The organism is Robertmurraya sp. GLU-23, from assembly GCF_052983275.1.
In genome coordinates, this window is the sequence record NZ_JBRKCV010000006.1 from 191,496 (window position 1) to 212,260 (window position 20,765).

22 protein-coding genes are annotated in these 20,765 nt (G+C 39.2%); 15 read left to right on the forward strand and 7 right to left on the reverse strand.

Annotated features, from left to right (window positions below; genetic code table 11):
• Window positions 1-14 precede the first annotated feature (14 nt).
• The 13 genes from ACVBAX_RS12460 (at window position 15) to ACVBAX_RS12520 (ending at window position 11,052) form a co-directional block, all read left to right on the forward strand.
• On the forward strand, window positions 15-680 hold the full coding sequence (locus ACVBAX_RS12460; protein WP_447117311.1) for a sulfite oxidase-like oxidoreductase: 666 nt from the start codon (window positions 15-17) through the stop codon (window positions 678-680).
• Window positions 673-1,401 carry a nucleoside phosphorylase gene (locus ACVBAX_RS12465; RefSeq protein ID WP_447117312.1) on the forward strand — a complete coding sequence of 243 codons (729 nt, stop codon included), beginning with the start codon at window positions 673-675 and terminating at the stop codon, window positions 1,399-1,401. The genes ACVBAX_RS12460 and ACVBAX_RS12465 overlap by 8 nt, the downstream gene beginning before the upstream one ends.
• A gap of 147 nt (window positions 1,402-1,548) precedes the next feature.
• Window positions 1,549-1,857, forward strand: a complete 309-nt coding sequence (locus ACVBAX_RS12470; protein WP_447117313.1) for a hypothetical protein — start codon at window positions 1,549-1,551, stop codon at window positions 1,855-1,857.
• Between the two features lie 119 nt (window positions 1,858-1,976).
• Window positions 1,977-2,834, forward strand: a complete 858-nt coding sequence (locus ACVBAX_RS12475) for a glycoside hydrolase domain-containing protein (RefSeq protein ID WP_447117314.1) — start codon at window positions 1,977-1,979, stop codon at window positions 2,832-2,834.
• A 195-nt stretch (window positions 2,835-3,029) separates the two neighbouring features.
• Window positions 3,030-4,202, forward strand: a complete 1,173-nt coding sequence (locus tag ACVBAX_RS12480) for a M20 family metallopeptidase (protein ID WP_447117315.1) — start codon at window positions 3,030-3,032, stop codon at window positions 4,200-4,202.
• 169 nt (window positions 4,203-4,371) lie between these two features.
• Entirely contained in the window at window positions 4,372-5,139 is a 768-nt protein-coding gene (locus ACVBAX_RS12485) for a transporter substrate-binding domain-containing protein (protein ID WP_430775902.1), read from the forward strand.
• 36 nt (window positions 5,140-5,175) lie between these two features.
• Window positions 5,176-5,835, forward strand: coding sequence for an amino acid ABC transporter permease (locus ACVBAX_RS12490; RefSeq protein WP_119706937.1), 660 nt, complete (start codon window positions 5,176-5,178; stop codon window positions 5,833-5,835).
• On the forward strand, window positions 5,828-6,550 hold the full coding sequence (locus ACVBAX_RS12495; protein WP_447117316.1) for an amino acid ABC transporter ATP-binding protein: 723 nt from the start codon (window positions 5,828-5,830) through the stop codon (window positions 6,548-6,550). The genes ACVBAX_RS12490 and ACVBAX_RS12495 overlap by 8 nt, the downstream gene beginning before the upstream one ends.
• Before the next feature lie 176 nt (window positions 6,551-6,726).
• Window positions 6,727-7,557 carry a 5-dehydro-4-deoxy-D-glucuronate isomerase gene (gene kduI / locus ACVBAX_RS12500; RefSeq protein WP_447117317.1) on the forward strand — a complete coding sequence of 277 codons (831 nt, stop codon included), beginning with the start codon at window positions 6,727-6,729 and terminating at the stop codon, window positions 7,555-7,557.
• Between the two features lie 39 nt (window positions 7,558-7,596).
• On the forward strand, window positions 7,597-8,373 hold the full coding sequence (gene kduD / locus ACVBAX_RS12505) for a 2-dehydro-3-deoxy-D-gluconate 5-dehydrogenase KduD (protein ID WP_447117318.1): 777 nt from the start codon (window positions 7,597-7,599) through the stop codon (window positions 8,371-8,373).
• Between the two features lie 25 nt (window positions 8,374-8,398).
• The gene (locus ACVBAX_RS12510; protein ID WP_447117319.1) at window positions 8,399-8,845 is read left to right on the forward strand and encodes a YhcH/YjgK/YiaL family protein; all 447 of its coding nucleotides are present in this window, start codon (window positions 8,399-8,401) and stop codon (window positions 8,843-8,845) included.
• 197 nt (window positions 8,846-9,042) lie between these two features.
• Window positions 9,043-10,035, forward strand: a complete 993-nt coding sequence (gene kdgT, locus ACVBAX_RS12515) for a 2-keto-3-deoxygluconate transporter (RefSeq protein WP_447117320.1) — start codon at window positions 9,043-9,045, stop codon at window positions 10,033-10,035.
• Between the two features lie 63 nt (window positions 10,036-10,098).
• Window positions 10,099-11,052 carry a sugar kinase gene (locus tag ACVBAX_RS12520; protein ID WP_447117321.1) on the forward strand — a complete coding sequence of 318 codons (954 nt, stop codon included), beginning with the start codon at window positions 10,099-10,101 and terminating at the stop codon, window positions 11,050-11,052.
• 37 nt (window positions 11,053-11,089) lie between these two features.
• Here ACVBAX_RS12520 and ACVBAX_RS12525 read toward each other — a convergent pair whose 3' ends face one another.
• Entirely contained in the window at window positions 11,090-11,854 is a 765-nt protein-coding gene (locus ACVBAX_RS12525; protein ID WP_447117322.1) for an IclR family transcriptional regulator, read from the reverse strand.
• A 159-nt stretch (window positions 11,855-12,013) separates the two neighbouring features.
• On the opposite strand from ACVBAX_RS12525, the gene ACVBAX_RS12530 reads away from it, so the two are divergent.
• Together ACVBAX_RS12530 and mmuM are read left to right on the forward strand one after the other, a co-directional pair.
• Window positions 12,014-12,685, forward strand: coding sequence for a bifunctional 4-hydroxy-2-oxoglutarate aldolase/2-dehydro-3-deoxy-phosphogluconate aldolase (locus ACVBAX_RS12530; protein ID WP_447117323.1), 672 nt, complete (start codon window positions 12,014-12,016; stop codon window positions 12,683-12,685).
• Between the two features lie 149 nt (window positions 12,686-12,834).
• Window positions 12,835-13,773, forward strand: coding sequence for a homocysteine S-methyltransferase (gene mmuM, locus ACVBAX_RS12535; RefSeq protein ID WP_447117324.1), 939 nt, complete (start codon window positions 12,835-12,837; stop codon window positions 13,771-13,773).
• A gap of 1,388 nt (window positions 13,774-15,161) precedes the next feature.
• Here mmuM and ACVBAX_RS12540 read toward each other — a convergent pair.
• The 6 genes from ACVBAX_RS12540 to ACVBAX_RS12565 all read right to left on the reverse strand — a co-directional run bounded on the left by ACVBAX_RS12540 (window position 15,162) and on the right by ACVBAX_RS12565 (window position 20,380).
• A complete protein-coding gene (locus tag ACVBAX_RS12540) occupies window positions 15,162-15,485 on the reverse strand; it encodes a FlxA-like family protein (RefSeq protein WP_447117325.1) in 324 nt (107 codons plus the stop codon).
• A 22-nt stretch (window positions 15,486-15,507) separates the two neighbouring features.
• Window positions 15,508-16,863 (reverse strand): cadherin-like beta sandwich domain-containing protein, encoded by a 1,356-nt coding sequence (locus tag ACVBAX_RS12545; RefSeq protein ID WP_447117326.1) that lies wholly within the window; start codon window positions 16,861-16,863, stop codon window positions 15,508-15,510.
• A 67-nt stretch (window positions 16,864-16,930) separates the two neighbouring features.
• Window positions 16,931-18,100, reverse strand: coding sequence for an ABC transporter permease (locus ACVBAX_RS12550; protein WP_447117327.1), 1,170 nt, complete (start codon window positions 18,098-18,100; stop codon window positions 16,931-16,933).
• A complete protein-coding gene (locus ACVBAX_RS12555; protein WP_447117328.1) occupies window positions 18,048-18,788 on the reverse strand; it encodes an ABC transporter ATP-binding protein in 741 nt (246 codons plus the stop codon). The genes ACVBAX_RS12550 and ACVBAX_RS12555 overlap by 53 nt, the downstream gene beginning before the upstream one ends.
• 1 nt (window position 18,789) lies before the next feature.
• On the reverse strand, window positions 18,790-19,761 hold the full coding sequence (locus ACVBAX_RS12560) for an efflux RND transporter periplasmic adaptor subunit (protein WP_447117329.1): 972 nt from the start codon (window positions 19,759-19,761) through the stop codon (window positions 18,790-18,792).
• A 112-nt stretch (window positions 19,762-19,873) separates the two neighbouring features.
• Window positions 19,874-20,380 (reverse strand): CBO0543 family protein, encoded by a 507-nt coding sequence (locus ACVBAX_RS12565; protein WP_447117330.1) that lies wholly within the window; start codon window positions 20,378-20,380, stop codon window positions 19,874-19,876.
• Between the last annotated feature and the right edge of the window lie 385 nt (window positions 20,381-20,765).

Consider the following 20,765-nt stretch of genomic DNA (forward strand, 5'->3'; position numbering starts at 1 on the left):
CAGGAGTGAAACAAATGTTAAACAAAGCAGATAGAATTAAACGAACAAGAGTACCAGTAGCCGATCCCAAGCATGCGAAGCGGCTTCCACCTGGACAAGCGTTAACGGAGCGTTTTCCGATTTTGCATGAAGGAGACGTACCTGTTTACGATTTGGAAGAGTGGGACTTAAAGGTTTTTGGTGAGGTAGATAAAGAGGTTGTACTCACCTATAAGCAAATAAAAGAAATGCCTGAAACAACCGTGACCGTCGATATTCATTGTGTTACTCGCTGGTCTAGATTTGATAATCAATTCACGGGAGTAAAGTTCAGTGATTTCTTAAAGGCATTAGAGATCACTCCTAAAAGTAAATACGTGATGCTTCATGCAGACCATGATTATACAGCAAATATAGCATTGGCTGATTTGTTACATGACGACGTTCTTCTTGCTCATTCGTTTGAAGGAGAGCCATTAACAGATAAGCATGGGTGGCCATTAAGGCTTGTGGTCCCTCATCTCTATTTTTGGAAGAGTGTGAAATGGATTAGAGGAATTGAGTTCATTGACGAAAATAAACCGGGATTTTGGGAACAAAATGGATTCCATCTGAATGGAGACCCTTTTAAAGAGGAACGTTTTTCAGGAGAGGACCTTCCAATTCCGGAGGATGAATGGGAGCGAAAAGACTTTGACTAACTTTCTGCCAAACCTTAAATTAGCATCTGATTGTTTACCAGAGCGGGTCATTGTTTGTGGAGATCAAGCACGGGCGAAAATCATTGCAGAATTAATGGACAATCCAACCAAATTGGGTGAGAACCGTGAATACCATAGTTATTCAGGTAGCTGGAAAGGAACAAAAGTAGCAGTGGTTAGTCACGGAGTAGGAGCACCGGGGGCAGCTGTCTGCTTTGAGGAGTTAATCATGGGTGGTGCACAAACAATCATTCGTGTTGGGACGGCTGGTTCTTATCAAAAAGATGTGCAGCCTGGCAGTCTAGTCATTAGTACAGCTGCTGTAAGCTGTGATGGACTAACAAAACAACTCGTTCCTCCTGGGTTTCCAGCTGTTGCTGATCGGAGCATTGTGGAGGCATTAACAAAAGCAGCCTCACCTAATGTGGAAGAGCTATTGGTAAAAGAAGGTATGACACTTACTCTTGATGCGTTTTATTCTGGTGTTATTGAATTCCCGCATCAATTATATAAAAAAGCTGGAGTTGTCGCGGTTGAAATGGAAAACTCAGCTCTTTTTGTTATCTCGTCCTTGAAGGGAATTAAATCGGGAGCTATTTTAGCGATTGATGGCTTTGCAGATGCGGAACTTCGAGAAGAGTATAATCCTCATAATGAGGTAGTCGGTAGAGCAGTGAATGCAGGAATGAAAGTGGCTTTAGACGCTATTATACAAGTGTAATTCAACTAGCGTATGTTGAAGAGGAAATGACCTTCACTTATAGAGTGGAGGTCATTTTTTTAGGCTCGTACACTTTCTAGAATCAGGTTTAATCTCTGACCTCTCGCGGGTATGAAGTCTTTAATACTCGCAGCGGGAGGGATTATAGTGGAAGTACTCAACTGGATTGGGTTACTTATTATCCTTTTAGTAGGGTGGATGATTTGGTCAAAACTGACTTGGAAAACCATCATGGTCGGTTCAGACATTCGTACAGAAGAAGCCATTAAAGATAAATATCGACTATATAAATCTGAAAATATACGTTGCCGGTTGAAAAAAGAGGTGCAGACCCCTATTGTTACTGGAGTAAATCCAGTGGTAACCAATCATGTGGATCCACATACGAGCTCATCCATTCTTAAGCTACTGGTTCATCGAAGAGATATTTATAAAGTCAACCAATTGAAGTCTTAGTATAAATTCAAAGTCACAATGAAGTGCTCCTGAATACCCTTATTGTTTTTCTAAGGTTCAGTTCCGCCCAAACGGTTTTTCCCTTACTTGAATAGGTTGTTGTCAAGGGGGTGAATCATTTGAAATGGGGGAATTTCTTGCTCATCTTCATTAGTGCGTTAGTTTTATTACTGATTCCAATCTTCTATTTTCAATCTGATTCAAATGAATCCAGTCAAAATCAAAATGAGGCTACTACCGTAAGTACAAAAGAGCAACAAAATAATAATAAGGAAGAAAATGAAAATAACGAAGATGGAAATGAAAAAGCTAACACAACTATTGATCCAAACGCTGATTTTTGGGGAGTCGATTCCGCATCATATACGACAGAAGAGCTATACGCTTGTGTAAATGAAAATTTCGGAAAACCTTCTGTTTGGGGTAGATATCTAGGAACGATTGATGGCGTTTCTAGTGGGTTAACAATAGAGGAAGTAGAATATTTGCATTCAAATGGAGTAAAAATCCTTCTTATCAATAATCAATTTAACAATGCAACTGGTTATGAAAACGGGGTAGAGCAAGCGAATATTGGAATCTCTTTGGCTGGAGAGTTAAATGTGCCAGAGGGAGTAGCTATATTTGCAGATATTGAACCAAATTATCCTGTCGATTCGGCCTTTATTCAAGGCTGGTTTGATACGATGATGAACTCTCCTTATGAACCAGGAATCTATGGTGTATTCTCTCCGGAGAGTGCATTAGTTGATGCGTACCAAGCTTCAATAAACGAAAATCAAGAGATACAAAATAAGGTCATTCTGTGGACGGCCTATCCTCATATAGATGTTACCACTCAAGCAAATGCACCAGAAAATGCGGCTGAGGCTCCTGAAGGTTCTTTGCTGTATGGTTGGCAGTATGGGATTGATGCAGCAACATGTAATATAGATACAAACCTTTTTAAAGGCAGTTTATTCGATTTTCTTTGGTAATTATACGAATCAAAAACCCTCTTTCCTTAAAGGAAAGAGGGTTTTTTGTATATTTAATAATATTAACTAATAAATATGCTGGAATTTCGAAGTAATATATATTATATTAGAAAAATAGTAAAAAAGTTGAATAAATATTTAACGCTATGTAATTTTATAAATATATCTCTATCAACATATAAAGGAGTGTTACTAATGAACAATCAATTAAAACAACATTTAGAAACGATACAAAATAAGCTATGGGATATGAGCGATTCCATTTACCACGAGCCTGAGTTAGGTGATCAAGAATATAAATCTATGGAAAAACTGGTCGCGTTTTTAAAGGAGCATCATTTCGCAGTGGAAACAGGAATTGTCGGTCGGGTGACTTCCTTTAAAGCGGTATACGACAGTAAAAAAGAAGGACCTACGATCGCCTATCTATCCGAGTATGATGCACTTCCTGGAGTAGGACATGGATGTGGCCATAATATGATAGGAACAATGAGTGCAGGTGCTGGCGTTTTGCTAAGCAAATTGGTTGATGAGATAGGTGGACGAGTGGTTGTCCTTGGAACTCCTGCTGAAGAAACGAATGGAGCAAAGGTTCCCATGGCGGAGCAAGGGATTTTTGATGATATTGATGTGGCAATGATATTGCACCCAGCTGATGAATCCTATGAAAGTGGGGATTCCTTGGCAATGGATGCGATTCAATTTGCATACTCAGGTCAGTCAAGCCATGCGGCCGCATCTCCTGAGAAAGGAATCAATGCTCTTGATGCAGTGATTCAGCTCTTTAATGGTATTAATGCCCTTCGTCAGCATGTGACATCAGATGTTCGGATTCATGGAATTATTAAAGAAGGGGGCATTGCTGCTAACATCGTTCCTGATTATGCAGTTGCCCAATTTTATGTACGTGCGAATAACCGTAGCTATCTAGATGAAGTCGTTCAGAAAGTGAAAAATATTGCCCATGGTGCGGCATTAGTAACAGGGGCAACAGTTGAAATTACCAACTATGAACTTAGTTACGACAACATGCTAACCAATCAAACGCTATCCGAAATTTTTACAGAAAACCTACTTGCTACAGGGGTGGAAAAGGTATTAAAAGCAAAGGACTCATATGGATCCATTGATATGGGCAATGTAAGTCATGTTGTCCCTGCTATTCATCCGTATATTGGACTTGATTCACCGGGTCTGGTTGCTCATACAAAAGAATTTGCAGATATCACCATTACTGAGAATTCTCATCAAATCTTAAGTAAAGGGGCACTTGCGCTTGCCTCAACTGGTTATGAATTACTTACGAATAAAGAAATCTTTGAAAAAGTGGTAAATGAATTCTTAGAAATGAAAAGAATGAATGGATAATCGTATTGATTTGTTAAAATAATAAAATTATAAATACAGTTCGAAGAATAATCTGAATATTTTTATATTAGAAAAGCTACTTTTCAAAATTATATGCATGTGTTATTATTCACTCAGATGAATAATTATTCGTATACATCATATAAACGTTATATTAGGAGGAAACAACATGAAAAAGTTCGGTTTACTTATTACTTTAATTTTAACGTTAGCATTGGCAGCATGTGGCCAAAATAATGAATCTGGTAACGGCGAAGCAGGAGAGGACAAAAAGGTATTAACGATGGGAACCTCTGCAGATTTCGCTCCATTTGAATCTCGTAACACATCTGGAGAAGTAGAAGGCTTCGATATTGATTTAGCTAAATACATTGCAGATGAATTAGGCTATGAGCTGAAAATTGAGGATATGAAATTTGATGGACTAATTGGAGCACTACAAGCAAATCGTGTAGATCTAGTATTATCGGGAATGTCTGCTACAGAGAAGCGCGCTCAGAACGTTGATTTTTCTACTCAATATCATCACTCAGGTGAAATGTTTATCACATTAAAAGACTCTGAAGTGACATCCCTTGAGCAGTTAGAAGGAAAAACGCTTGGAGTTCAGTTAGGTACAATTCAAGAAGAGGGTGCTCGTAAACTTCAGGAAACAGTTGATTTTGAAATCAAGGCTGTTGACAACGCAACCATCTTGATTCAAGAATTGCAATCGAACCGTATTGATGTAGCATACTTGGATAAGGCAGTAGCTACAGGATATATTAATGAGCAAGGATTAGCAGGATTTGATGATCCTACTTCGAGCTCACCAGGAATGGCGGTTGCTTTTCCAAAGGGCAGTGAACTAGTTGACGAAGTAAATCAAGTCCTAAAGGAAATGGAAGAGAACGGGAAGCTAGACGAATTAAAAGTGAAATGGTTATCAGAAGAATAGGCTTAGCCAGAAAAATATTAAAGTGAGGTGTAAGGCATGAATTTGGATTTTAGCCAAATTGTGCCTTATATTCCTTTTATCTTAGAAGGAATATGGGTTACATTACAGTTTGTCATTATATCAATTATATTTGGTTTTATTTTAGGAACGGTCTTAGCATTATGTAAAATTTCAAAAATAAAAGCATTAAACTGGTTTGGGGATGCATACACATCCATTTTCCGTGGAACACCATTAATTTTGCAGTTAATGATCATTTATTTTGCGATTCCACAATTAACGGGCTATGATATTTCTCCATTTTTATCAGCTATCCTTGCATTTGGACTAAATTCCTCTGCCTATGTATCGGAAATAATCCGTGCGGGAATTCAAGCAGTTGATAAGGGACAAACAGAGGCTGCTCAAGCTCTTGGAGTACCTTATCGATTGATGATGAAGGACATTATTTTGCCACAGGCTTTAAAAAATATATTACCTGCACTTATGAATGAATTTATTACATTAACGAAGGAATCCGCTATTGTCTCAACTATTGGTTATTTAGATCTGATGCGCCGAGCTCAAGTAGTCGGAGCGGATATTTATCGAAACTTTGAACCTTTAATTTTTGTAGGAGTCATTTATTGGCTACTGGTTATGGTATTAACGATCATTGGGAAAGTTGTTGAAAGGAGGTTGAAGTTCAGTGATTAAAGTGGAAAACCTCTATAAGCAATTCGGTGATAATGAAGTACTAAAGGGTATCACGACTAATATTAATAGTGGTGAAGTTGTTTCAATTATTGGACCATCTGGGTCTGGCAAATCAACTTTCCTTCGCTGTATCAACTTATTAGAAGTGCCAACGAAGGGGATCATATCGATAGATGGTCAAAGTATTACAGATAAAAATACAAATATACTGAAGGTTCGTCAACAAATTGGAATGGTTTTTCAGCATTTTAACTTGTTCCCACATTTAAATGTTCTTGATAACTTAACGTACGCTCCAATCAAAGTAAAAGGAGAAACGCGACAAGTAGCGGAAGAAAAGGCTCGTAATTTGCTCGCGAAAGTGGGACTTACAGAAAAGGAAAAAGCATTTCCTAGTAACCTTTCAGGTGGACAAAAACAGCGTGTTGCGATTGCTCGTGCTCTAGCGATGGAGCCGAACTTAATGCTGTTTGATGAGCCAACCTCCGCACTTGATCCTGAAATGGTTAAGGAAGTACTGAATGTAATGAAGGACCTAGCAAAATCAGGTATGACGATGGCGATCGTTACTCATGAAATGGGATTTGCACGTGAAGTGGCTGACAGAGTATTATTCCTTGATGGTGGAGTATTGCTTGAAGACGCAAGTCCGGCTGAGTTTTTTAGTAATCCAAAAACAGCGAGAGCGAAAGATTTCTTAGAGAAGGTATTATAAAATATAGTTGTGTTAAGGGCTATCCAAATGGATGGCTCTTTTTATTTTTTATTAGATGTAAAAAATGTTCATATTTTTGCCAAATTATAGTTGGCATTTTATGTGTGAAAACGCTATAATTAATTTATGGAACAATATACCACGATGTGGAACGACTAATAAAGGAGATGTAATTTATGGAAATTAGATATTCGACACACCCAGATCATGCCAAAACATTTACTACTGAAGACCTTAGAAAGCATTATCTTGTTGAAGACTTATTTGTGCCTGGTGAGATCAAGCTTACCTACTCAATGGAAGACCGTGTTATTATCGGTGGAATTACCCCAACAAATGAAGCGATTTCTTTAGGTGGCTACGATGAAATTAAGGCTAACTATTTTTTAGAAAGAAGAGAAGTGGGAATCTTTAACGTTGGAGGTAACGGAAAAATTACTGTCGACGGAGAAGCTTATGAGATGGAAAATAAAGACTGCTTGTATGTGGGATTAGGGAAAAAGGAACTTCTTTTTACAAGTGAATCAGCTGAAAATCCAGCAAAGTATTATTTATTCTCAGCATCGGCTCACAAGGAGTATCCTGTGCAGCATGTTTCATTTAATTCCATTGAAGGTGATCGTTTGGGAGCTCTTGAAAGTGCGAACGATCGTGTGATTCGTAGAATGATCCACAATGAGGGAATCCAAAGCTGTCAAGTGGTAATGGGGATGACTCAGTTAAATACAGGCAGTGTATGGAACTCGATGCCAACTCATACTCATGATCGCAGGATGGAAACCTATCTGTATATCGATTTAGATGAAAATGCTAGAATGTTCCACTTTATGGGGGAGCCAACTGAAACAAGACATATCGTGATGAAAAATGAACAAGCGGTAATCTCTCCGCCGTGGAGCATCCATTGTGGTGCTGCAACAAGTAATTATACTTTCATTTGGGCAATGGCTGGCGAAAATAAGACCTATAACGATATGGACCAAGTGACTATGGATCAACTAAAGTAATTTAAAACTAAAAATACTGAAATAGGAGTGTAATAAAATATGAGTTTACAAGATTTTTCATTAGACTTTTTTAGCCTACAAAATAAGGTAGCTATCGTAACTGGTGGAAATACTGGTCTTGGCCAAGGGTATGCGGTTGCACTAGCAAAATCTGGAGCAGATTTATTTATTGTTACGCATGATACAAATTGGGATGAAACGAGAGCGTTCATCGAAGAGACAGGAAGAAAGGTTCATTTCCACCAGGCAGATCTAACAAATAGAGACTCCTTAAAGAAAGTAGTAGAGGATTGTCTAAATGTGTACGGCAAGATAGATGTTTTAGTAAATAATGCGGGAACCATTAGACGTGCTCCTTTACTAGAGTACAAGCAAGAAGATTGGGATGCCGTAATGGACATTAACCTAAACGCTGTCTACTTTTTAAGCCAAGAAGTGGCAAAAGTAATGGTTGAGCAAAAGAGCGGAAAGATCATTAACATTTGCTCTATGCTTTCGTTCCAAGGTGGGAAGTTTGTTCCTCCGTATACTGCTAGTAAGCATGCGGTTGCGGGAGTTACGAAAGCGTTTGCTAATGAACTGGGACAATATAATGTTCAGATTAATGCGATTGCACCAGGTTACATTGCAACAGCTAATACAGCACCTATTCGTGCAGACGAACAGCGAAATGCGGAAATTCTTTCACGCATACCAGCCGGACGTTGGGCGGATCCTTCCGATCTAATGGGGGTTGTTGTGTTTTTATCAAGTAGAGCTTCAGATTATATGAATGGATCAATCATTGCGATTGATGGTGGTTGGTTAGCACGTTAATAAAACTCAGAAAGGAAAGATTAGGGTGATTACAGGAAAGTTAGAAGATATCAGAGAAAAGGCTGTTTTAGATGAGAAGGTTTTATCAAAGTTAGAATTCCTAAAAGGTGACTTTTCACAATATACAGCCGGGCGTTATGAAGTGGATAATCACTCGTTCTTCTTCTTAAACGAATACGAAACAAAAGAGGAAGAAAGCTGTTTTTGGGAAGCGCATAGGAAATATTTAGATATCCATTATATTTTAGAAGGAAAAGAGAAAATTGCGGTTGACCATATAGGACGCCAGCAAGTGAAGGAAGAATACGATGCAGAGAAGGATGCCATCTTTTTTAAAGGTGTTGTCCTCTCTGGAATCACAATGAATCCTGGAGATGTGATGATTTGCTTTCCTGAAGATTCACATATGACAGGCTTAATTGCTCAAGAAAAACAAAAGGTGAGAAAAGTAGTGCTTAAAGTGGAGTTATAGGGACAGACACAGAAGAATATGGGATGAAACGTTAAGGCGGCCAAAGGTTGGCAGACCTAAGGAATAAGCCACCTCTAACATTTCGAATTGTTTTTTGAAACTTAAAGATAGCATAAAATTGACAATTATACAATCATCTCAAGTTCTTTTGCGTGAAATTTACCTATATAAAAATAAGAAGGGTAAGGTAATGCAAAATGAAAATCATGAAGTCAATGGAAAAGATCCCTGGCGAATTAATGCTTGTTCCACTATTTTTAGGTGCAATCATACACACACTTGCACCAACCTCAGGAGAATATTTCGGGTCGTTCACTAATGGATTAATGACGGGAACCGTTCCTATTTTAGCGGTATGGTTTTTCTGTATGGGTGCAGGCATCAATATAAAAGCAACAGGTACAGTATTAAGAAAGTCTGGAACACTTGTATTAACGAAAATTGCAGTGGCGTGGGTTGTTGCCATTATTGCTTCCATGTTCATGCCAGATGGCGGAATTCAAACAGGATTATTTGCAGGTTTCTCAGTCCTTGCTTTAATTGCCGCCATGGATATGACAAACGGTGGACTATATGCTTCAATCATGCAACAGTACGGAACGAAAGAAGAAGCTGGAGCATTTGTATTAATGTCACTTGAATCTGGTCCATTAGTAACAATGTTGATTCTTGGTTCAACGGGTTTAGCAGCATTTGAACCACATGTGTTCGTAGGAGCAGTTCTACCTTTCTTAGTCGGTTTTGTACTTGGAAATTTAGATAGTGATTTAAAAGATTTCTTTAGCAAAGCTACTCATACCATGATTCCGTTTTTCGGATTTGCACTAGGAAACACAATTGATTTAACGGTCATTGCAAAAACAGGTCTTGCCGGTATTATCCTAGGTGTACTTGTAATCATTGTAACTGGTATTCCGTTGATTTTAGCAGATAAGTATATTGGTGGAGGAAATGGTACGGCGGGACTAGCTGCATCAAGTACAGCAGGCGCGGCTGTTGCAAATCCTATGATAATTGCCAATATGAAGCCGGAATTTATGGATGTTGCTCAATCAGCAACTGCTTTAGTAGCGGCATCCGTAATTGTCACATCCATTCTAGTACCAATATTAACAGCCTATTGGTCTAAATATATGAAAAAGAAAAACAAAGGCAATGTAAAAGAAGATATCAACGCAACTGCTGTCTAAAAGTAGCTAAAGAGAGGCATATCACAGTATGTCTCTCTTTAAGTAAAGGGGAGAAGGGGAAGTATGAGTAAAATCATTACAATCGGTGAACCGATGGCTCTCTTCGTAGCAGAGCAAAGAGGTTCTTTAGAAGAAGTGAACCGATTTAGTCGGTTTGTTGCAGGGGCAGAGGTGAATTTTTCGATCGGAATGTCCCGATTAGGTCATGAGGTTACCTACATTACCCAACTTGGGAAAGATCCTTTTGGTAAAAATATAGAGAAGTTCCTTCAACAAAATGGGATCGATACAACCTATGTTAACTATGAATCAAAATATGTAACAGGTATGCAATGGAAGCAGAAAGTGGAAGTGGGAGACCCAGAAGTATTCTCTGCAAGGAAAAACTCTGCGGCATCTCATATGAGTATAGAAACAATTAAGAATGTAAGCTGGGACGGATATGATCATATCCATCTAACTGGTATACCACCAGCATTATCGGAAGACTGCAGAGCGGCTGTCTATGAGTTATTGAGAGTGGCGCGAGAGAAAGGAGTTCAAATTTCTTTTGACCCGAATTTACGTCCAGGACTGTGGCCAGACCAAAAAGAAATGGTGAGGATTATTAATGATTTAGCGTGTCTGGCTGATATTGTTCTACCTGGCATTGCAGAAGGAAGGCTATTAACAGGCTGTGAAGATGAGGCTGAGATTGCACAGTTTTATCATGCTGCTGGAGTGAAAACGGTAGTTATTAAATTAGGAGCAAAGGGAGCTTTCACAAGTTCTGAAGGGAAGCAGTTTTATACAGAGGGTTTCCCGGTAGAAAAAGTCGTTGATACGGTTGGCGCTGGTGACGGTTTTGCCGTTGGTGTAGTGAGTGCTTTGTTAGAAGAGCAAAAAATAGAGGATGCAGTGGTACGTGGAACAGCAATTGGAGCTTTAGCGGTTATGTCTCCAGGTGACAATGATGGGCTACCTGATCGAGCGGAACTAAGCTTATTTATGGAAACGAAAAGAATAAACATAAAGTGAAAAATTTCCTTCCCAGTCAGGGAAGGAAATGGCTTTATCAAGAACCTATATAACCTAGATTTCTAGAAATATCTAAGCTAGTCTGTCTCATCTTATCTATTAATGTATCGTTTATTTTATCCATCGTCACACGATTGCTAGGACCAGAAATACTAAAACTAGCAATAATCTTGCCTGTATGATTGTAGATCGGTGCGGCGATACATCGTATTCCTTCTTCGTTTTCTATATTATCCAAGGCGTATTTTTGTTTTTTTATCTTATTTATTTCGTCTCGAAGTCCTTCTGGGGTTGTGATGGTTGATTCTGTCTTAGGGATAAAATTCACCTTTGAAATTAATTCTTCAAAATGGTCCGACTCCATACCTGAATATAAGATTTTCCCGACAGCAGTGCAATACATTGGCGCACGGTTTCCTACACGTGAGAACATTCGAATGGTTTGATTGCTTTCAATTTTATCAATATAGACAATTTCACCACGGTCTTCGATGCATAAATGGACGGTTTCATTTACATCATGGGAAAGCCTTTCTAGGTAAGGTTTTGCCGTATTCACAATGTCATTATTATTTAAAATATTTCTTGAGAGAAATAGTACTTGAAATCCTAATTTATACTTGTCGGATTCCGAATCTTTTACGACATAGTTCATATTGGATAATGTTGCTAAAAGCCTGTGGACGGTGCTTTTTGATAGACCAACTTGTTCAGATAAACGGGCAATTTGTATTCCATCTGGATAATCTGAAAGCTTATTCAAAATAGTTAAGGCTCTTTCAAGTGATTGGACGTTGGACACAGTCGGTTACCTCTTTCAATGGGATTTATATATGTAGAATGAATAGAACTTTTTATTTAAAAATTTAAAACGCCGTTCTACTATATGATACGGCAGCGTGAGAGTTTTGTAAATTTAATAAAAAATGTTTCATAAAAAATATAAAAAGTGGGGATTCACATGAATAAAATCAATGTTCTATCAAAGGTTTCAGAGTGTGGAGTAGTGGCGGTAGTGAGAGCAGAGACGAAGGAAGTAGCAGTAACAATCTCTAAAGCATGTATTCGAGGTGGTATTAAGGGGATAGAAGTCACTTTCACTGTAAAAGGTGCCGATGAAGTAATTAAAGAGTTAACATCTTTATATAATCAGCAAAATGATGTTGTAATCGGAGCTGGCACAGTACTTGACTCAACTACTGCTAGAATAGCCATCCTTGCAGGGGCACAGTTCGTAGTCAGTCCTTCCTTCGATGAAGAAACCGCAAAAATATGTAATCTCTATCAAGTCCCTTATATGCCAGGTTGTATGACAATCACTGAGATGAAGCGAGCTCTTGAATCTGGTGTTGATATTGTAAAACTATTCCCAGGGAACAATTTTGGCCCTGATTTTGTTAAGGGAGTAAAAGCACCACTTCCACAAGTGAACATCATGCCAACAGGTGGTGTTAGTCTTGAAAATGTGGACCAATGGATTAAAAACGGCTGTGTAGCAGTCGGAGTAGGAGGAAATCTATTAGCACCAGCTAAGACGGGAGATTATGACCTTATTACGGAGTATGCAAAACAGTATGTGGAAAAAGTTAGAGCTGCACGTGGGGAAGATGTGTTAGAAGTAAAAACACTATAAAGATTAACAAAGGGTATTCAAAGTAACAGTAGTTACCATCTGAATACCCTTTGTTTTGTTAAATTCTAAATATTCTTGACAATAGTTTTGTAGATTGGTAAGGTTGAAAAAAATTCTATCCAGTGTTGAGATGGAAGGAGTCATATACGTTGAAACAAACAAACCCAATTGACGCTATTTTACAAGAGCATTCACTTATTATAGTAGATGGAGCAATGGCTACCGAACTTGAATCCCAAGGATGCAATTTGGATGATCCTCTATGGTCAGCAAGTGTGTTACTAGAGAATTCGCAGATGATTTATCAAGTGCATTTAGACTATTTTCGGGCAGGTGCAGATTGTGCGATCACTGCAAGTTATCAAGCAACTGTAGACGGATTTGCTAAACGTGGTTTACATGAGGAAGAAGCTTTGGAATTGATAAAAAAGACAGTTGTGCTCGCGAAGAGTGCAAGAGATGACTTTTGGCAAGAAAATCCACAATCTGATAGACCTAAACCATTAGTAGCTGCCTCTGTTGGTCCATATGGTGCGTTCTTAGCAGATGGCTCAGAGTATGTTGGAAACTATGGAGTGAGCGATCATGTCCTTAGAGATTTTCACCGTCAAAGAATGATGGTACTGATTGAAGCAGGAGCTGATATTTTGGCATTTGAAACCATTCCTTCCCTTCAAGAAGCGAAAGTATTAATTTCTTTATTGAAGGAGTTTCCTGGAACTTATGCCTGGCTATCCTTCTCCTTGAAGGACGAAAGGTCAATAAGTGAAGGTACATTGTTACAAGAATGTGCTAAACTGGCAAATGAATGTGAACAGATTGCTGCGGTTGGCTTCAACTGTGCTCCATTAGATTATGTTACAGGAGCCATTAGCAATCTTAAAAGCTACACAGACAATCCTATCATTGTTTATCCAAACTCTGGAGAAACGTATGATCCCGAGACAAAAACTTGGCACGGTCAAGAATCATGCCATACGCTCGAGTCGAAATCAAAAGAGTGGTACGAAGCTGGGGCTCGATTAATTGGAGGATGTTGCAGAACATCACCAAGAGATATTAAAGCTGTAGCGGGGAAATGGCGCTAATTTCCGAGGAAATATCAAAAACTTCGTGGGGATTTCCCATAATTCGCTAAAAATTTATACATCCATACTGCAAAAAACGCAAAAGGGTTCGTATTCGGGTGCATACGTATAAAATGACACAGAAAATAGCGTGCGAATTTTGACTCACGCTATTTTCTTTTTTAGTTTAATTGGCATTCGAAAGGACATACTTATTAACAATGATAATACTTGTTTGTACAGTTAAAATATGTTTTCAATATTAATTTCAAATAGAATCATTGTAAATGCATTAAACCACTTAAACTTAAAGCATCGGGTGCGGTTTCCAAAGGTAAATTTCATCAAGTCCAGTCCGAATAGCCACTGGATTCGGACCCCGCTAGGTAATATCATGGAAGTCCAGTCCGAATAGCTGCTGGATTCGGACCCTCCAAGGTAATATCATGGAAGTCCAGTCCGAATAGCCACTGGATTCGGACATCCCAAGGTAATATCATAGAACTCCAGTCCGAATAGCCACTGGATTCGGACCCCGCTAGGTAATATCATGGAAGTCCAGTTGAATAGCCACTGGATTCGGACCCCCCAAGGTAAAATCATGGAAGTCCAGTCCGAATAGCCGTTGGATTCGGACATCCCAAGGTAATATCATGGAAATCAGTCCGAATAGCCACTGAATTCGGACATCCCAAGGTAAAATCATGGAAATCCAGTCCGAATAGCTGCTGGATTCGGACATCCCGAGGTAAAATCATGGAAGTCCAGTCCGAATAGCCACTGGATTCGGACATCCCAAGGTAATATCATGGAAGTCCAGTCCGAATAGCCACTGGATTCGGACATTCCAAGGCAAAATCATGGAAATCCAGTCCGAATAGCTGCTGGATTCGGACATCCCGAGGTAAAATCATGGAAGTCCAGTCCGAATAGCCACTGGATTCGGACATCCCAAGGTAATATCATGGAAGTCCAGTCCGAATAGCTGCTGGATTCGGACCCTCCAAGGTAATATCATGGAAGTCCAGTCCGAATAGCCTCTGGATTCGGACCCCGCTAGGTAATATCATGGAAGTCCAGTCCGAATAGCCACTGGATTCGGACCCCGCTAGGTAATATCATGGAAGTCCAGTCCGAATAGCTGCTGGATTCGGACCCTCCAAGGTAATATCATGGAAGTCCAGTCCGAATAGCCACTGGATTCGGACATCCCAAGGTAATATCATGGAAGTCCAGTCCGAATAGCCACTGGATTCGGACCCCGCTAGGTAATATCATGGAAATCCAGTCCGAATAGCCACTGAATTCGGACCCCCCAAGGTAATTTCATAGAACTCCAGTCCGAATAGCCACTGGATTCGGACCCCCCAAGGTAATTTCTTAGAAATCCAGTCCGAATAGCTTATGAACTACAGCCCTTGACTTAATAACCGTGCTTCCTCGCTGATCTCAACTGTATCCTCTAGTGGCTTTCTAGCAGAAGATGTTTGTTGAGCATTAGAGTTAGAATTAGTTCCTTGTAATCTTTGAATTTCTGTTTCGATTTGCTGGATTTGTTTTTCAAGCTGTTGTACCTCTTTTTGCTTTTTGTCCTCGTCTTCTTTAGATGCTTTTACTTTTTCCATTTGGTTTTGAAGTTGTTGCTTTTGCTTTTCTAATGCTGAAATAGAAGTGCTTGATTGATTCGTAGAATTATATGCTGTAGAACCTAATGCAATGGAAGATATTTGCATAATTTAGTACACTCTCCTAAAATTAAAAATTAAATAACGATTTTACCCAGTCCCAAAATGACCCCGTACTGTCTGATGATTGATCAGACGTTTGCATTGCTTGCCTATTTTGTCCTCGTTGATTTCCTGACACGTTTGACTGAGTACCTGAAGAATTGGTGGTACTCGATACAGAAGCTTCGGTAGTTTCATCAGTATTAGAGGTTTCAGTAGTTTCAACTTCTTCGATGTCTTTATCAAAAACTAATACATATGTTTTACGGTCATCTTCGTTTGTAACGGAAACGGAGATCGCAGTTTTTGCTTGATCCGGTAGAGTCACTGTCGTACTCGTACTTCCTTCGATTTCAACCTCAGCATCACTTTCATCAGCTGTAGCCGCTATCGTAACACTAGTTATGTCTGTACCTACAGCAATATGATATGTGTAGGTATCTGAATCAAAGGTTTTATTCCAAGTCCCTGATGAAACCGTTAATGCTGATAAATTAGCAGTAGTTGGAGTTTCAGCTTGTGCACCTGTACTGCTTGATGAAACCCCCTGAACAGTTGAAGATGTACGACTAGATCCAGACCCGGTTTGTGCAGTTGAAATAAGATTGGTAACAGTCGGTTGCTCCTTAGTTGTTGTTGTTTGACTGGTACTGGTTTTTGTATTGTCGGTTATATTCGTATCAGTAGGGCTGTTTTCCATTGCCGCTCTTGTGATCGTAACAGTATACGTAGACTGAGTACCATTTTCTGCTGTGATAACGAATGACACGGTGGTTTTACCTACTGGAAGTTCTATGGTATGGCCTTTTTGTTGATTCACAGCAATCCCTTCCACATTAACAGTGGATGTGTCGACTGAGGTTTCAGGTTTTATAGTTATTGAACTTATGGAATTTTCTACAGCAACTGAATAACTTGTGATAGAAGGTGAAAAATCTAGACTTCCACTAGAAAGAGTAAGATTAGATAGATTGCTATTTTCATTTAATGCTCGAAAAATGGTTAGTGTATATGTAGTTACTTCACTACCATTTGTGAGCGTTATGGTAAAAATATTTTCACCTGTATTAAGTGAATAGATCAACTGCTCTTTACTTGTAACTTCCTCTCCATTAACCGTTAAAATTGTGCCATCGATTTCAGTGTCCAGAAGCAAACTCATGCTATTTATATCATTTGATACAGTTGCTGTGTATGTGGTAACATCATTCGAAAACGTCTGATCAAGCTCAAACTCGAGTATTTCGAGTGCTGATAATTGTGTTGTGCTTTCAGTTGTTATGTTTTCCTCCGCACTAGCGTGATGAATAGGGGAAGAAGAAAAAGTGGCAAAGGTAATCAAGGATCCAACAATCGCTACGTTTAGCCCTTTTTTTATAAGCATATTGCACCTCATTTCGTAGTTTTTCTTAAAATATCATCTGGCCATGATCAACATGACCAGTGATAAGTTATTCCTGGCGAAGCGCTTGAATCGGATTTAGTTTTGATGCTTTGTTAGCAGGGAACACTCCAAAAACAACGCCAATTAATAAGGAAAATAGGAAAGCAAGTAATGTAACGGATGGGGAGTAAGAAATGGTGATACTAGAGAATAACTCCATTAGTTTTGAAACTCCTAATCCAATTACAACACCGAACAAACCTCCGAGTGTACTTAAAACAACGGCCTCTATTAAGAATTGCAATAATATCGATTTACGATTGGCACCAATGGCCTTTCGTATTCCAATTTCTTTCGTTCGCTCAGAAACGGAAACAAGCATGATGTTCATAATTCCGATTCCGCCTACAAGCAAGGAGATGCTTGCTATGCCACCAAGCATAAGGGTCATTGTATCGGAAACAGAGGTCATCGTCTCCATTAAATCCTCTTGGCTTGATACAGAATAATAGTCGCTTGAATTCGGGAAAAGGGTTGTCATCACACCTTGTACCTGGAACATGGCGCGATTCACATAATCTTCACTCTCTGCTTGAAAGTAGACAGTTCCAATTGCTGTACTCTGTGTTATTCTCTGGGTGGTTGAAAGGGGGGCAATCATAACATTATCCCCACTTGTACCGAGAGAGGTACCAACAGACTCAAGAACTCCCACTACTTGGAAGGATACACCTTCAATTTGTACACTCTGTCCAACTGCGTTTTCATATGGAAATAAGGTTTCGGCAGTTGTTGATCCAAGTACGACCACCTTCTGTCGAAGTTCATCATCCATATCGGTAATGAAACGACCTTGACTAAGTGTTAAATTTCTAACGGATAAGTAAGAAGAGGTGGTACCAGTTATGGATACTTGTGAAGTGTTTTCCTGATTTTTTGCATTTATACGCCCGGTAACAACAGGGGCCACCTCTGAAATACCGTTCAATTCCTGGAATTCTAGAATTTGATCGTCCTTCAATTGGACAGATTCCGTATCATTCACACTCAAGGTAATCAGGTTCGTCCCCAAGCTTCCGATTTCATCCGTAACAGACTGTGAGGAGCCTTGTCCGACTCCGACAAGAGTGATAACTGAGGCAACTCCTATAATAATTCCTAACATTGTTAAGATGGCTCGGATTTTATTGCTCTTGATACTCTTGAGTGCCATTTTGATAGATTCGACTAGGTTCAAACCAATCACCTCCATTTTCGTAAAGCTGTCCATCGTGAATTCGAACGATGCGATTGGTTTCCTTTGCAACCTCTAAGTCATGGGTGATTATGACAATCGTCTGTCCGCGTTTGTTTAACTCTTTTAACATCTCTAATAACTCTTTACTAGTTTTGCTGTCAAGTGCACCTGTAGGCTCGTCTGCAAGAAGTACAGGAGGATCTCCTGCTAAGGCTCTTGCTATGGCAACCCTTTGCTGCTGCCCGCCTGAAAGCTGTGTTGGCATATGATGGATTCGTTCACCTAGGCCCACTCTTTCTAGACTATTAATGGCTTTTTCTCTACGCTCCTTTACACTTAATCCTCGATATACAAGAGGGAGTTCGACATTTTCAAGAGCCGTTAATTTATTTAATAAATTAAAATTCTGAAAAATAAACCCGATTTTGACATTTCTTATGGCTGCAAGCTCATGATCCTTCATGATATTCACCTTTTTTCCATCAAGCAAATATTCACCTGAATCTGGTTTATCTAAGCAACCGATCATATTCATAAAGGTAGATTTTCCTGAACCAGATGGGCCGATGATAGAAAGGAAGTCCCCTTCATTAATTTGAAGGGAGACCTCTTGTAATGCTTTGACCGTTTCGCCGCCTAGTTCGTATGATTTGGACATTTGATTGATTTCAATGATTGGTTTATTCATATTACTCGCCGCCTCTTCCTGCTCTATCAGTAGGAGGTGTGCCCATTCCACCATCACTTGGGAAGCCGCTTGCTCCGCCAGTTCCAGAGAAGTCTCTCATTGCCCCTCGATCGGTAGCTGAGTCACTGCCCGAAGAAATGGTGATAGATAATTGGATAATTTGACCTTCCTCAAGTCCGGAAACAATCTCAATATTTTGGTCATCATTAATACCGGTTTCGACAACTTGTTGGGTAGTGACAGCTTCTTCACTTTCACTTGTCTCAGACTCTTGAATCGTTACAAATTTTTCATTACCATTAATTTTTACAGCTTCAATCGGAACATAAAGAACATTTTGTTTGCTTTCAGTTGTGATCGTTACTTCCGTTGACATTCCAATTAAAAGATCTTTTGGATCATCAAACTGGACTGTAACCTCAAAGCTTGAAACGCCATTTGTAGAAGTTCCTTCTTTAGACACCTTTGTAACCGTACCGGTAAATGTCTCATCAGGATAGGCACTTGCGGTGATCTTTGCTACTTGTCCTGCTTTAATACTTGCGATATCTAACTCATCTACCGTGATCACCGTTTGAAGAGTTACATAATCGGTCACATGTGCAACAACATGTCCGTTCTGTAGGTTGTCTCCAGCTTGCACATCAAGAGTGGTAACCGTTCCGGCATGTGGGGCAGTAATCGGATCGCTTCCATCCGTAAAAGTAACTAACTCCGTTCCTTCTTCGACGACATCATTTTCACTAACAAGAACCTCATCCACCTCTCCAACAGAGGCTGCAGTTACGTCGCTGCTATTAATGGAAGCAACGGTGCCAGAACCACTAACTTGTACCTCAATATTTCCTCTTTGTACGGTTGAAGTCATGACTTGTGCTTCCGCCGTAGCAACGGTTTGGTTGCTTTTATAAAACCAAAAGCCCCCTCCAGCTAACAGAATCACAACAACTCCAATAAACATCCATTTCTTCAAACCTTTTACCTCCTCAGTATGAAAACATAGTTATGAGATCATTATTACGAGGAAACCTTAAAAAATCCTTAAAGATTTTGAAAAGGAGATAAAATTACCAGAGTAAAGGTGATTATTTGAGTGGAATTTGAAAATACCACAACATAAAGCTAATAATACCCGTCGATAACAAATAGGTTAAAATTGGGCGTGAATAATGTAATCGAATCATGCTATACATGACCGAATAAAAGAGGAGATCCATCCAATAGTAATAATTGTTATGTAAAAGGAGTCTGTCAAATTTATAGAAAATATATTCGATTGCCATGGAAGAGATAACCCATTGGCCAATATACCAGATTTGTCTAAACAATGGCTTTGCAAATGGATAGAATGATAAGTACAAAAGTGTAATCGCAGGCAAAGTAATAAACGTATATAAAAGATCAATAATGGTGTGTGACATCAGGAAGAAATCCGGCTTATATTCCCACAGCAATTTATCATGACAAAAGAAGTTATATAGTAAATTACTTGTGATCACATAAAAAATGGTGTGATTGTATTTCATCCATTCTCGCCAATTGCCGAACCGATAGGCAAGCAAGAATACTAGGGTAATCAATAGTAAGTGCATAGCTGTCTCCCTACAAGTGGAAATGTTTGATTTGACATTATTTTTCCAATTGATTGAGAAAATATGTTAAAAAGTGTTGACGAAAGGGGAATTATTCTATATATTATCTAATTAATTACAATTCTTTTTGCGATGAAAAGGACATGAATGCTACTGTACGGTTAACAGAGAGGGAAGACAAAGGCTGGAATCTTCCTAACGCAGCTGTCGCATTTACCGCCTTGGAGCTGTATTGGTGAAGTCATAGTATTCAATACCGTAGCTGCTACGATACAGCATAATGAAGCCATCTCTCTTTTTAAGAGATGGGAAGTTGGGTGGAACCACGAGATAAACACACTCGTCCCTTGTTAGAGGGATAGGTGTGTTTTTTTGCTTTTTAAAT